The sequence below is a fragment of the Emergencia sp. 1XD21-10 genome (genome assembly GCF_009936045.1).
GTDB lineage: Bacteria > Bacillota > Clostridia > Peptostreptococcales > Anaerovoracaceae > Senimuribacter > Senimuribacter intestinalis.
The window spans coordinates 161,429-174,501 of sequence record NZ_QWEQ01000005.1; the positions used below are offsets into that span (position 1 = coordinate 161,429).

At 44.5% G+C, this 13,073-nt stretch carries 11 protein-coding genes; 2 read left to right on the forward strand and 9 right to left on the reverse strand.

Annotated features, from left to right (window positions below; translation table 11 throughout):
• Positions 1-31 precede the first annotated feature (31 nt).
• On the reverse strand, positions 32-262 hold the full coding sequence (locus D1151_RS04505; RefSeq protein ID WP_161908106.1) for a HipA N-terminal domain-containing protein: 231 nt from the start codon (positions 260-262) through the stop codon (positions 32-34).
• On the reverse strand, positions 249-521 hold the full coding sequence (locus D1151_RS04510; RefSeq protein ID WP_243151159.1) for a helix-turn-helix domain-containing protein: 273 nt from the start codon (positions 519-521) through the stop codon (positions 249-251). The genes D1151_RS04505 and D1151_RS04510 overlap by 14 nt, the downstream gene beginning before the upstream one ends.
• Before the next feature lie 228 nt (positions 522-749).
• On the opposite strand from D1151_RS04510, the gene D1151_RS04515 reads away from it, so the two are divergent.
• Positions 750-1,514: a DUF2089 domain-containing protein gene (locus D1151_RS04515; protein WP_161908108.1), complete on the forward strand. Its 765-nt coding sequence runs from the start codon at positions 750-752 to the stop codon at positions 1,512-1,514.
• Positions 1,515-1,626: 112 nt separating this feature from the next.
• Positions 1,627-1,929, forward strand: coding sequence for a hypothetical protein (locus D1151_RS04520; protein ID WP_161908109.1), 303 nt, complete (start codon positions 1,627-1,629; stop codon positions 1,927-1,929).
• Between the two features lie 92 nt (positions 1,930-2,021).
• Here D1151_RS04520 and D1151_RS04525 read toward each other — a convergent pair whose 3' ends face one another.
• The 7 genes from D1151_RS04525 to D1151_RS04555 form a co-directional block, all read right to left on the reverse strand.
• A complete protein-coding gene (locus tag D1151_RS04525) occupies positions 2,022-2,867 on the reverse strand; it encodes a GIY-YIG nuclease family protein (RefSeq protein ID WP_161908110.1) in 846 nt (281 codons plus the stop codon).
• 63 nt (positions 2,868-2,930) lie between these two features.
• Positions 2,931-4,856: a methionine--tRNA ligase gene (gene metG / locus D1151_RS04530; protein WP_161908111.1), complete on the reverse strand. Its 1,926-nt coding sequence runs from the start codon at positions 4,854-4,856 to the stop codon at positions 2,931-2,933.
• Between the two features lie 129 nt (positions 4,857-4,985).
• Positions 4,986-5,213, reverse strand: coding sequence for a hypothetical protein (locus tag D1151_RS04535; protein WP_160202321.1), 228 nt, complete (start codon positions 5,211-5,213; stop codon positions 4,986-4,988).
• A 55-nt stretch (positions 5,214-5,268) separates the two neighbouring features.
• Complete coding sequence (locus D1151_RS04540) at positions 5,269-5,883, reverse strand: AAA family ATPase (protein ID WP_161908112.1); 615 nt, start codon at positions 5,881-5,883, stop codon at positions 5,269-5,271.
• A gap of 65 nt (positions 5,884-5,948) precedes the next feature.
• A complete protein-coding gene (locus D1151_RS04545) occupies positions 5,949-7,010 on the reverse strand; it encodes a flavodoxin family protein (protein ID WP_243151160.1) in 1,062 nt (353 codons plus the stop codon).
• Between the two features lie 25 nt (positions 7,011-7,035).
• A complete protein-coding gene (locus D1151_RS04550) occupies positions 7,036-8,019 on the reverse strand; it encodes a lactate dehydrogenase (protein WP_161908113.1) in 984 nt (327 codons plus the stop codon).
• Positions 8,020-8,035: 16 nt separating this feature from the next.
• Positions 8,036-12,805 carry a phosphohydrolase gene (locus tag D1151_RS04555; RefSeq protein ID WP_161908114.1) on the reverse strand — a complete coding sequence of 1,590 codons (4,770 nt, stop codon included), beginning with the start codon at positions 12,803-12,805 and terminating at the stop codon, positions 8,036-8,038.
• Positions 12,806-13,073: the final 268 nt, after the last annotated feature.

Here is a 13,073-nt window from a genome sequence, read left to right on the forward strand (position 1 = left end):
GATGAAGAAATACATGCGCTTTCCTCTACTACTAAAACATCTTCCATGCCGGATTCTTTCCATTTCCATTGACGCAGGTAGCACGCTCACCGCCAAGACTGCTGCTGTAGGTCAAATCATATGCAGGGGATAATTTCCACACACCTTTTTTATCCAGCCAGTCATCTTCATATTGAAAGGCAGTCAAATTTCGTTCATATTTTGCCAAAGTACCGATTTTTCTTCCGTCAGGAAAAACAGACAGCACATTAATCTCTTTCATGAATAATCTCCTCAATGGATCTGTAGCGCCTCTGTGCGAACAGTTTCAAAAAATCCTCCTGATAATCCAGTGTCTCAGCGATTTTAATCAGAGACTCCATAGATATCTTTCCCTTATTCTCAAAGTGTTTTAAAGAGCCAAGACTGACCCCGGACTTTCTGGCAAGTTCCTCCTGAGTAAGCCCCGCCTCTTTCTTTCGCCGTCTGGCATTCTTAGCAATTTCCAGTTCTATCTCTCTGGGAGATTTTATTAAATCCAAAATCGTATTCATAGATAATATTTTAGCTAAAGACGCTGTTTTTGTCAAATTCAGATAATATGATAGCTGTTTTTAGGCACATATTGCAATTGATGCCTCTTCAAGGCCTCTCATTATTAAATAGTACACTATTTATTCTTCTTTTCATAAATAGACTTAAATATTTTTCAATCTACATTGACTTTTCATTCCATCTATAGTATTATAGCAATGAAAGGAGAAAGTCATATGGCAAAAATGATATCCCACTGTCCTGTATGCAGTACAAAACTAAATATTTCCACCTTAACTTGTAAAGGCTGCGGAATGGAGTTAAAAAATGATTTTGAATTAAATTCCTTCGACTCTTTAGACCCAGAGCAATATACTTTTCTCATTACATTTTTAAAGCACAGAGGTAATTTGAACGCAGTCCAAAAGGAACTGAATGTTTCTTATCCAACTGCAAAAAAACAATTAGACAATTTACTGGTATCACTAAATCTTTTCGATGACACAGCAGCAGATTCAACAGAAAATCAGGAGATAATAGATATGTCAACTTGGACAATTCCAGAAAACAGTAATAAAGCGTCCGATATTATTAAACAGAAACTGATGGAAAACGGCGGAAAAGCTACCGTATATACAGTCAACGGTGGTTCTCATGAGATTAGAGCTGCTTCCGATGGCCTTTCTTTCATCAGCAATAAAGTTAACATAAACCCGCCTTGGCAATATAAAGTATTTGATATAATCGTCGATTTGCTGGTTTCACAAGGAGGCACTGCTGAAAAAGGCAATGGAAGAGGCTACAAACTCGGCGAAGGTAAATGCACCGAAAAAACAGTTGTTGGAGCCATCGGCTATCATTACTCGGGTAAAAGCCTTGGCGACTCTGTGCACGATCCTGTTTTTTTCTTAGCAGCTATCCTTGAATGGGCAGACATTGCATACAATGGTCGCGGAAAACTCACTTTAACCGATAGTTACCGAAAGAAAATTAATCTGTAATTGTAGAGCTGATATAAAACATGAGCACCTTTAATAAGATTTTTATCTGAATTTTTTAAAGGTGCTCATAGCCGGTTCTAATATCTTTATTAATAACAGGAGGTAGAAGCATATGGATAGACTCGCCTTTCGATTTCATAATGAACTAATTGATAAAATGCACATCGCCAAAAAAGAATGCCACTACAATCCAACAAGATTTAACCAAATGATATCAGAGATTGGCGGCGTAGAAACTGCAAAAAAGCTAATTGATAAAGCAATGCGCAAAGGCGACTGCTCCGATGGATTCAGAACCCTATATATTCTTAACCGTTTAGATTTGACGATGGAAGATTCCGTATGTAAGGAAGAATACCAAACTCTCTTTTCTAAAGAACTGATTGAATACTGTAGACATCTTTTAAATGGTTAATCAAAATCACCCTAGCCATCCACACATTTAGTATATATGACTAGGGTGATTTTTTAGTTTAATAATCCTCAGCGTCATTAAGACACGCTTTATCAATTATCATTCATTCCAAATTCTTTAGATAGCAATTTATTTTTGTAAAGCGCTTCACACTGCATTACAGATTCATTAGATGCCGACTTAGGCAAAATTTGCAAAATTGAAAATTGAAATTTGTGATAACGCTCAGGGTCCTTGCAAAGAAGTTCTTTGATTTTCTTGTTCCCCCCATCTCTTGTATCTATGTATGCTTTCCATCTGCCGAGAAGTCCATCATTTCCATAAGCGGACCCTACATATTGCTGTCCGGAAACCGTGTCCACAATTAAATAGACTGCTTTCACCGCTTCCAGTGCCGTATGCCAGGATTCATAAACCGGACGATTTTTAATAATCGTATTCAGCTGGTCAAAAGACAATATCAGATTCTCGTAGCCGCTGAATACTTCTGCCGCACGTGACTGAATTGCCACAACTGGTTTTTCCAAAGAACCACTCTGATTCCATGCCAGCGTGCCTCTGCCCCAATCGATAATCAGCCGGTCTTCATATTCCTGCAGCAAATCCACATGTTCCAGATTAAAATATCCATTTTCCCCTGTAAACCAATCGACATGAGGAAATCCTACAGGCATAACCTCCGGGGTTGCCGGTACAAATCCATCGACTTTGTACAATGCGTAGAATCTTGCCATCGTTCCCTCATCACCGATAAATACAGCCCAATAGTCAAAATCCTTTGCAAAATTCCGGCTTTGTGTTCTTGTATACTCCCAAATCATTCCTTTTTTATAGCAAGGTTTAAACTGCTCACTTGTTAGTGAATGACGAATCACTTTTACTCTCTTGGGGTCAATTCCCACTTTTTGTAAAATGTCAGCAAAATTCAAGATTGCCATAAGTCACACCTCTTCAAAAAGGAAGATTCCCTCCATGGAAACCTCCCTTTGTCATTCCATCATTTAATCTACCACTACGCCGTCTTCAGCTATGGTAGTAACGATTTCACATCTTTCACCGTTTTCAGCGAACATAATCATGCCCTTAGATTCAAGACCCCGCAGCTTGCGCGGTTTCAGGTTGGCAACGATGATGACTTTCTTGCCTACCATTTCCTCCGGAGTAAAGTCTTCCGCAACGCCGGAGATAATCTGGCGGCGTTCTGTTCCCATCTTAATCTGGAAGACCAGAAGCTTATCAGCCTTCGGGTGCTTCTCTGCCTTTTCGATAAGACCTACACGGAAATCAATCTTGTCAAAATCATCGTATTCGATTTCCGGCTTCAATTCCAGCGGAATATTCTCTTCTTCAGGCTCTGCACCAGCCTTCTGCATAGCATCCAGTTCCTCAAGTTCCTTTTCGATATCAAGTCTCGGGAAAATGGCTTCACCCTTCTTCACCTGTTCCTGATACATCATATCGAAAGTAAACGCGTCTTCCCAGACCACATCCGCATACCACAGACCCATCTGCTTTCTAATCTTGTCAGAGGTAGTATGCATAAACGGATGAATCAGAATGGAAATGATACGCAGAGACTCTGCCAGATTGTGCAGGCAGGTATCCAGTTCCGGCTTCTTTGCTTCGTCCTTTGCAAGAATCCAAGGTGCTTTTTCGTCGATATATTTATTGGCACGTCTAACAAGAATCCAGATTTCTTCCAGCGCCATATTGAACGCGAACTTGTCCATCTGTGCTTCCACCTTGGAGGCCGCGCCAGTCGCGATTGCTTTCAGGTCTTTGTCGATATCATCTTCCGTGTTGCTTTCCGGCACGACGCCGCCGCAGTATTTTTCAATCATGGAAGCCGTTCTGGACACCAGATTTCCAAGGTCGTTAGCAAGGTCGTAGTTCATCCGTTTCAGCATCACTTCATTGGTGAACACGCCGTCCTGTCCAAAGGTATACTCGCGAAGCAGGAAATATTTCAGCGCGTCGATGCCATAACGGTCGATGAGCTTCACCGGGTCAACCACATTGCCCTTGGACTTGCTCATCTTGCCGCCTTCAAGAAGGAGCCATCCGTGTCCCAGTACCTGCTTCGGAATCGGCAAATCTAAAGACATCAGCATTGCGGGCCAGATAATGGAATGGAATCTAACAATTTCTTTTCCTACAAGGTGCACATCAGCCGGCCAGTACTTTTCAAAGAGCGCCGGATCGTCAGGATAGCCCAAGGCAGTGATATAGTTTGAAAGTGCATCCAGCCATACATAGATAACATGCTTTTCATCAATTGGTACCTGAATACCCCAGTCAAAAGTAGAGCGGGAAATGCAAAGGTCATCAAGCCCCTGTCTGATAAATCCCAGCATTTCGTTTCTTCTGGTTTCAGGTTCAAGGAAATTGGTGTTTTCCAAAAGGTCAATCAGCTTGTCCTGATATTTGGAAAGTTTAAAGAAATAAGCTTCTTCCTTGGCTTTCTGCACAGGTCTTCCGCAGTCCGGACAGCAGCCGTCTACAAGCTGACTTTCTGTCCAGAAAGATTCGCACGGCGTGCAGTACAGACCTTCGTACTCGCCTTTATAGATATCGCCTTTTTCGTACATTTTATTAAAAATAGCCTGCACCCGCTTTACGTGTCTGTCCTCAGTGGTTCTGATAAAGTCATCATAAGAAATTTCCATGGTCTTCCACAGCTCTTTAATGCCAGCAACTACACCATCCACGTATTCCTGCGGGCTAACGCCCTTTTCTTCTGCAATGGTCTGGATCTTCTGTCCATGCTCATCTGTTCCTGTAAGGAAACGCACGTCATAGCCTGACAGTCTCTTGAATCTTGCCATAGCGTCTGCCATAACTGTACAGTATGTGTGTCCTATATGAAGGTTGGAGCTTGGATAGTAAATCGGGGTCGTAATATAATAAGTTCCCTTTTTCTCAGTCATTTTCTATTCATTCCTTTCATCTCCTGCGCCGAATGGGGCGAGGCAGTTTCTATCTTTTAGGATACCACACAATGGTTGGGTTAGTCAAGAAAAGAGCATGCCACCATCTGACATGCTCCTTATCGCTTTTTATCCTTCTAAATCTTCTTCAGCCCAGTCATCTCTCGACCATTCTTCATCTGGCCAGTCTTCGTTCACAAAGATTTTCTTCATGATGTGGTCCATACCCACTACCAACGTAGTTCCTGCCACAAAGCCTACACCTAAAATTGCAAGGGCTACCTTTGCTGCTGCAGACGTGCCGCTTTTTCTTCCTTTATCCGCCTTATTCGGCTCCAGTTTATTTTTCTTGCTCATTTCATTTCCTCCGTGGTCAAAATTCTCGACTCATCCACTTGATTTTCACTTTAATTTATCTATATGTTCTCTTATTAACGTATTCCACAATTAAGCTTGCAGCCTCTTCTTCTGAAATATAACTGCTGTTGATTGCCAAATTATAGTTGGAGAACTGCCCCCATTTCTGGCAGGTATGGTAGTTATAGTAGTTTGCACGAGCTTTGTCATAAGTATGCACTGTCTCCTTTGCATCGGCGGCATCAATGCCATAAACATCGATGCAACGGCGAATTCTGTCTTCCAGTTCCGCATAAACAAAGATATTCGTCACCCCTGGCATATCCTTGAGAATGTAATCAGCACACCTTCCGACGATGACGCCTTCACCCTCCTCGCCAATCTGATTAATCACATCAAATTGGGTGATAAAAAGCTTTTCGTTAACGGAAACTGCCTCGCTCATCATGCCCTCACCGAAGTTCATTGCTGAAGAAAGGCTATACGAGAAGCTACTCTTTGCACGAAGCTCCGCGGTCTCCACAATTTCTCTGGATAATCCACTCTTTTCTACCGCCATATCGATAATCTCCTTATCGTAAAATGGCACGCCCAGTTTCTCCGCAACAAGTCTTCCGATAATGCGCCCACCGCTTCCGTACTCTCTGCTGATTGTAACTAGTTTCTTCATAAAAAACACCCTTTCTGTTCTCTATCCTATCCCTTTGGATACTTCTATTATACCGCAAAAGTGTTCTAAAGTGAAGAATAAATTCTCTCCGCGAAGGCGGCGGCTTTTTCTTCCAGATTTTCCACTTTTAGAATGCTTCCCGGATTATTAGCGGTTTCTACCAGAGCAAAATTTCCCGGTAAAATAAAGTTCTTGTTGAAATTCATCGCACCAATCACCTGCTCCGCCACAATATCTCCGCCGCTGTAGCCGGATATCACTAGAGCAAAGACTCTTTTCTTTGAGAAGTCGTGGGTGCGGAACACAGAGGTCAGCCGGTTAATAAAGGCTGTCAGGTTAGCGCTGACCGCATCATTGTAATTAGGGCAAACCATCACCAGCGTATCGCATTTAATGATAGCAGGATAAACCTTTTCCACCATGACGCCGCCATAAAAGCAGTCGTCCTTTTCGCCAAAATGCAGACAGGTCTCGTATTTACAGCCGCGGCAGTCAAGGAGCTGACCGTTTCGCAGAGAAATCTCCTCCACCTCTACATCGTCATCAAAATATCTGCGTACCTTTTCCCAAAGAAGCAGACTGTTGGACGTCTTCCTGCTGCTAGCGTGAACCATCAACACTTTTTGCGTCTTTTCCCCATGAATTTCGAAAGAAAGAAGCCGCCGCACTAGTTTTTTCACCTGCCCGGCATAAGCCTCCGCCAAATCCGTATGATTCACTTTGCTGATAATCTGAAAATTGTATAAGGATCCGGTTGCTTCCACCAGAGGTTTGCCAGGGAAAGTACAGCCTGCCATGTTTGCAGAAAATACCAGGCGCCGGGCGAGACTTTTGGTAAAAAGCTCTCCGCTGCCGTCCACAATTACTCCTGCACAAGCCCCTGCAAGGCAGTCCGGCACTTTGCGGAAATACTCCAGCATACGATAGTATTCCAAATTGATACCGGCTTCAGAAAGGCAGACAGCAAAGAGCAGTCTCCTGCCTCTGAGGTCGGTTCTTTCTAAATCGTCAGCGGTCAGAAGATATTCCGCCTTGACATTTTTAAGTGCTTCCGAAAGCACCTGATCCATCCGACTTTCCCTTTTAAATTCTTTGCAAAACGGTTTAATCACTGTTAGCAAATTCAATCGCCTCTTTTCCTTTTCACATACGTCATTTTAAAGTCAACAGATGTCCATATGCCTTTTTAATTCGTTCATACAGCGCCTCCGGCAAAGATAAATCCTCGTAGACAGGACCGTCTGCCTCCATACGGTTTTTAATGCCGAGAAAAGCGCCGGTATTCTCATCTCCCAGATATAGAGAGCTGTAGTGCCACGCTCCCCGCAAAGTCAGCAGAATAGAGATGGCAGCAGATGAGATAGCAGGCGCGATATACGGCTTAAAGCCTAGCTCCCGAACCGCTACATTGGCATTCACCGTCAGCGCAGTCAGCTCCTTTGACAGTTCGTCGTCGTAATGCAAAATGCTGTCTGCAATCACCAAATCTTCTCCGTGAGGTCCGAAAGCGCGCCCCTCTTCTCGATAATGCGCCAGCCTTTGGTCTTTTCCAGCAAAATATAAAGCTCTTGCATTCATGACCCCCAAGCCGTAGCCCTGGATCTGGGAAGGCGCAAGACCGCTGGAAGTAAGAAATGTCTTGCAAAGTGGATCTACGGGGTCTGATACCACTGCCACCAGTCCTTTGAAACCGGTGTCAGCCGCCATTTTTCCGTAGCGACTGATTAGTTCCTTATTTGCTTCAAGCTGTGCCATGCGCACATCGCCTTGACTTCCCAGCGGCGGCACACCTTTGCTTGCACAGAAAACAAACACATCACAGTCAAAGAGCTGTTCTTCGGCTACAGGCGCAACCTGCGGCAGCGATCCTGCCTCCTCAAAAGGATAGGAAATCTGATTCATTTCCATCTCAAGGCGCTGCAGGTTTTCCGCTGAAAGGTCGCAAATACCGATGGACGAAATCACATCACCACCCAGCAGCTTCAGCCCCAGAAGAACTGTTCTTCCCACGTCGCCGAGAGCCAGAACGTTAACCCGGTGCTTCTTCCCAGGCCTGACCGGTGCGCAGCCGCCTCGCTGCAAGCTGACAGGGTTCTTCACCCCCGCTTCCTTCCATAAATCTTCAATTCGTTTCATATTCTTCCGTTCCTTTTTATCCTTTCAGCCGCATACGAATCAGCTTTTCAATATCGTTTTCCACATAAGCAGACGGCGCCAGATTTTCATCGTAGCTGATGCCATTTCCAATGTCCGGACGCCGCGGATAGGTGATAACCTCGCCCAGACGTTTCAGCGTCAGCTTTCTTTCAAAGGTGGCCTGATACTCCTGCTCCAATACCTTCAAAATGTCTCTGGCATTTTCCAGACAGGTCATGGAATAATCGAAGACCGCCTCTGTTCCGGCCTTGATAAAGGTAGGCATAGTGTACGGCAAAATCAGATTAATAGATGAATCTGCGTCTTTTGCCATGCTGTCGCCGCCGATAAACGGATAACTGTCCCTCTCATTAATCCAAACCTGTAGGCTCGGCAGGAAATATGCACTCTCTGCCTTTCTGTTTCTCACCGCCATTAAATCTCTGCCATTTCCGGTCATAACACCCACAATAATTTCCTTTACCTCTACCTGATTCTGTTTCAAAATCGGGTCTAAAATATTCATGCGGTAACCTTTGTGCAAAAGATCATCAATCAGGATAATCGGGCGATTAAAAGACTTGATTGTCTTCGCTTGATTGTCAAGTGCCGCATAATGCTTCATCTCCGCAATATTGAAATGGCTCAAATCGCTGTCAAAATATTTTTCCGTGTGCAGCGCCTTTGTTACTGTATTCGGCACCACCACGTCCGCCAGCGCCTTTCCAAAAGGCACCGACATGTACGGACCGCGCTGCCTGTTTTTCGCAGGTTCCACTGGCACGCCGTTGAGCTTAGCAACCTTTCCGATAATCTTGTTGTGCACCGCGCTGGTATTAAAGGAAAGCACCAGCTGTCCGTGATAAATCCCCGTCAGCACCCGAAGCATTTTGTTATGTGCCTCGTCAAGAGCATGCAGTACCTTAGGATTTTTGTTCAGCGGATTCTTAATCACAGTTTCAACATCGCGGAACACCACAATCGGCGAGCGCATGTCTACCGCATAAATCGGCGTCTGGCTGCCCGCTTCTGCAATATTGATAAAGCCTTGCCTGCGCAGCGCCTCAATAACCCGTGGATTATATCCTGCTTCATCAGCCGGATGATATACCACATATGCAAAGTCTCTCGCCAAAAGCTCCGTTAGAATTTCTGTAATAAGAATCTGATTTACATTGGAAATCGCCCTTCCCTTCCCTACAAAGAGAGCGCCGATAACTGCAATACCGCCGGTGGCTTTATCTCTGATGTGAGAAGCGATAGCAGGATCACCAAACTCCGCAAGAAGCTGGCTGGTTTCCACCCTGTGGGCAGCTGCAAATGCCGCCATCTTCTTCTGTCTCACACCGTTTTCAATATAAAGCGTACGCACGCCTTGCCGCGACAAATATGTCTTGATTCGCTCCATATCGTAGCCACGGGAAATCAAATCCTCTCTGATTCTATCAAGACTATCCACATCTCTGTGCTCGTAGCTGCTGATTGTAATCTCCTTTGCCTGCAGCACATGTTTATATGCAGGCTCTCTAAGATAGAGATTTCTGTCGTAAATATAATTTTGCGCCACCGTATCAATCAGGTTGGAAATATCCCTGTTGAGGTCAATATTCTCTCTAATTCTGGTGGAACTGATATCTTCGTAGTATTTTTTCAGCCGCAGGTAAACCACCTCACCAGTAATCGGATAGCCCTTTTCTTCCTCTGCACCCTCCTTCTGCTCACCTGATTCTCTGGCAAAAGCGATGTGATTCAGGGTGTGAATAGAATCAGTCTCCGGCGGTGCTTTGTAGCAGGAAGCGTTCTTAATCACGTCAGTACCTACTGCAATATAAAGTTCCTTGCCGCAGAAAGTATCCTTCAGCACCTTGATATCCTGTGGATTTGCGATATTAACCGGAATATCCTCCGGGAACACATAGATATCCGCCTCGTCAGCCACTGACATATTCATGATTTTTCTTCTCTGCAGTCTCGGCTGAGTGTTCTTCGACCATGAAAACTCATCAAGAGCCATATACACCGTAAATCCCATATCACGAATCGTAGTGGCGACAGCCTTGTGTCCCAAGCTGAATGGGTCGAAGGTGCCCGGAAAAAATGCCACCTTGCGACTTTGCTGAAAATCAAAATTCCCCGTTTCAATCTGATTTTGACCGATATATCTGTAAATGTGATTCAAAACCGCCGCATTATTATAAAAGTCCAATGGGTCTTCCGTCTTTTCAGAAAGCAGCACTGCCAGTTTCTTATAACACTGACAGAAAAGCTCGTTCTTTTCAGCAAGACTCAGCACTTCACTGCCAAAAACTCTGGTGCCAAGAATCCAGAAAGCCTCCTCCGAACAGACATGATTATAGCTGGCATAAGCTTTCACCAGCAGATTGAGAAGTCTGAAACGGCGTTTCTCAGAGGTATTACCTTTCTCATAAAAATTCTCTTTATAAACAGAATAGTGCTCCAACATTACTCCAAGAGTGTTTACCACAGAAGATGCCGTCATTTCATTTCCAGTTTCCAGAATCTTTTGGAGCTCATCGATGGACTCATCCAGTTCCTTTGGCGGCAAATAGAGCATGATAACACCCAGGTAATCCGGAATGTATTTAGAAAACTGATAATCGCCCAGTTCCAACCCGTTAAACAGTTCTACGGTCAACTCATTTCTCTGCTCCGGCGGCATTTTTGCAATCATATGAAGCAATCCCTCTCCGGCAGCACGGCGCACCGTCACAGTCTCGCTGACTTTTACCAAATTGGAAAGATGCGTCGCTACATGAAGCAGTTTTCCTCTGTCACCGCTGCCTATGGCGTGTTTCAGCATAAAACCAATATTTGCCACCTTTTGAATCCACGGTGTGCCCGTCTTCAAGTCGTCAAGAAACATGGCTGCAAGCTGCTTATCAAAGTCCTCGTCTTTTGGCAGTTTCATCAGCATTCGCAGGTCAGTGTCATAACGCTCTTCCGTATAGGCGTCAAAATAACAGCGTGCTGCAGAAAGAACGCCGATATCCACGCTCCTGGAAAACCTTCCAAAACTGCCTTTTAGAAAGCTGCTCATAACGGCAACAAAGCTTTCTGTACACAAACTGCGGTCAATCACTGCCGCCGCATCAAGAAGCACCATGGCGGTGCTTTCCGTATGATTTTCCGTATCCTGGTAAAATTTTTCCAGAATGTCAAAATATTTATGCCTGCAAGACGGCTTGCAGTGGTTCACCGTAGCTCTGACGAAGCTGTCCAACGTGTTGGAAATCCACTTCTTATGCTGATCCGTCAGCTTATATGAAGGGTTTAAAATCTTCGTCAGATACTGTTCCCAAAGGGTCAGATTGCTGACAAGGAGGTCCGGCAAGGTGATATCAGTCGGCACTTCTTTCTTGTACTCTTCGCTAAAGCCTGCGACCATGCAGCCCATAATTTCTGCTGCCCGACTTCTGATGTCGCTTTCCTTATGAGAAAGCAGTTCATAGAGAAATTTCAGTGTTAAAAGCTTTTGCTTTTCCGTCATATAGGTGGAGTACTCCCCCAAAATACTGATATAGGTTCGCAGATTCTTCCACTGCTGCTCACTTCTAGCAGCTTCTATGAGGCTGGCAAACTCGCTGTCCTGGTGGAAGCGACTCATCAGCCTGATGTTATGTCCGATGGCAGAAAACTTCAGTTGGTTGACAATCTCTTCTCCCTCCAAAAGAACAATTTCGCGAACCTTCGGATGCGGCGCTTCTTTCGGCTCTGTCGCAAAATCCTCTGGAAGTTCTGTCTGCACTCCGTTTTCTTCCATATAATTCTCAAAGTCTTTCAGTTTGTCGTAAACCTTTTGGTAGCGAAGCTTTTTCGCATCGTCCACATTATCCAGCTTGCCCAAAATCACGTCATAGGCTTCAGCAAGACTGTAAAAATGCACCACTTCCTCGCCTTTTTCATTTCGGCTGCTCTTCACGCGGAAGTCTGCATAAATCAAAAGCAACGACTCTACAGACAGGTTTTCAAGCTCCAAATCCCAAGTAGAGTGATTGGCTGCAATATGGCCAATGGTCGGCATATGAAAACGGTTATAGCACAAATCGGTATAGTAATAATGAAGGTAAGGGATTCTCTTTTCCTCACTTTTGCGGCAGCCGTATTTTCCGATATCGTGGCCTGCCGCCGCACCGGAAACCAGCGCCAAATCCACAGGCACCCCAGCCTTTGCAAGCTGTCTTGCTGCAAACATGGCGACGTAATGAACCCCGCTGATATGCCCAAGGGTGTTAAAAGGCGTAATATCAATACCGATACGCATAAACTCATAAACGTATTTACTTTTTACCAGCTTGTGCATGTGGATATATTCCTGGGTATAACCCTTTTCCTCCACCTCGCTGTCTGTGAGAAACTGCATATCCTTGGTCGGGTCGAAAGGAAGATGCTCCCGCTCAAAGCTATATACGCTGCGAAGAATCTGCAAAAGCCAGCTTCTTCCATCGTGGTAAAAAGCTGCGCCGTCAGGTTCTCCCATCTCCGGAAATAGCTGGGCAAGAAGATAGCTGTAGCAGTGGCGCAGCCATCCTTCCTCCGGTTCCTCCGAAAGCTGCGGAATAATCTTTTTTACGGCAGCCAAAACATCTTGCGCATTGCATCGTTTATTTGCGATTCCAATTGCTGCAAGGTCTGCCGCCATGTGCTTCCACCGCTGTTTCTGCAGATTCTGCTCCATCTCTTTTCGGGAAACTCCGATTTCTTTTAAAAATGCTTTGTCCGTCAAATTCCGGCACAATGTTTCGTGGATTAAAACTTCCGTTTTCATAAGCCTTCCCCCTGGATTTGCACATATTATTTCTTATTATATCACGTTATTCAAACCGAGAAAATCCATTTTCACATCTGTACGCCTATTTTTCCAAAAAAGCAGCTGAAGCATTTTTTGCTTTTGCAGAACTTTACCCTTTATTCATGAAAAAAAAGGAAACCCCTTCGCTAGGCTAATGTGCATCAGGACAAAATACATGTTCCTCAGAGTTTTTTAAGAAAATGACGAAATAATTATCGATTTCTCTTGAAAAAAACGCTCAATC

Coding starts and splice junctions, on each gene's coding strand:
- D1151_RS04505 (WP_161908106.1), bottom strand. CDS start 262: ATGAAAGAGATTAATGTGCTGTCTGTTTTTCCTGACGGAAGAAAAATC.
- D1151_RS04515 (WP_161908108.1), top strand. CDS start 750: ATGGCAAAAATGATATCCCACTGTCCTGTATGCAGTACAAAACTAAAT.
- D1151_RS04520 (WP_161908109.1), top strand. CDS start 1,627: ATGGATAGACTCGCCTTTCGATTTCATAATGAACTAATTGATAAAATG.
- D1151_RS04525 (WP_161908110.1), bottom strand. CDS start 2,867: ATGGCAATCTTGAATTTTGCTGACATTTTACAAAAAGTGGGAATTGAC.
- metG (WP_161908111.1), bottom strand. CDS start 4,856: ATGACTGAGAAAAAGGGAACTTATTATATTACGACCCCGATTTACTAT.
- D1151_RS04535 (WP_160202321.1), bottom strand. CDS start 5,213: ATGAGCAAGAAAAATAAACTGGAGCCGAATAAGGCGGATAAAGGAAGA.
- D1151_RS04540 (WP_161908112.1), bottom strand. CDS start 5,883: ATGAAGAAACTAGTTACAATCAGCAGAGAGTACGGAAGCGGTGGGCGC.
- D1151_RS04550 (WP_161908113.1), bottom strand. CDS start 8,019: ATGAAACGAATTGAAGATTTATGGAAGGAAGCGGGGGTGAAGAACCCT.
- D1151_RS04555 (WP_161908114.1), bottom strand. CDS start 12,805: ATGAAAACGGAAGTTTTAATCCACGAAACATTGTGCCGGAATTTGACG.